Here is a 402-nt window from a genome sequence, read left to right as displayed (position 1 = left end):
GAGCGGTATAGTGCAATAGATGGTGTGGTTTACAGCAAAAATCAAGACTCTTTATTGATATATCCGGCGGGGAAGCAAAACGCTACTTTTACCATTCCTAACACCGTGACCTATATTGGGCGTTATGCTTTTCATGGTTGCCGCAGTCTTACCTCCGTTATCATTCCTAACAGCGTGACAAACATTGGGGAGAAAGCTTTTGAAAGTTGCAGCGGTCTTACCTCCCTTACCATTCCTAACCGTGTGACAAGCATTGGGCAGGATGCTTTTTATGGTTGCAGCGGTCTTACCTCCCTTACCATTCCTAACAGCGTGACAAGTATTGGGGAGGGGGCTTTTGCGGATTGCAGCCGTCTTACCTCCATATATGTTCGTCGGACTACTCCGGCAAGTTTATTAGGA

1 protein-coding gene is annotated in these 402 nt (G+C 46.5%); it reads left to right on the top strand.

Annotation, left to right across the window (positions count from 1 at the left end):
• On the top strand, positions 1 to 402 hold a 402-nt coding region (locus tag ASC50_RS06760), incomplete at both ends, for a leucine-rich repeat domain-containing protein (RefSeq protein WP_158648480.1).

The sequence above is a fragment of the Candidatus Symbiothrix dinenymphae genome (genome assembly GCF_001431085.1).
The sequence above is the reverse complement of the archived record's forward strand: the minus strand, read 5'-3'. Positions and strand labels throughout refer to the sequence as shown.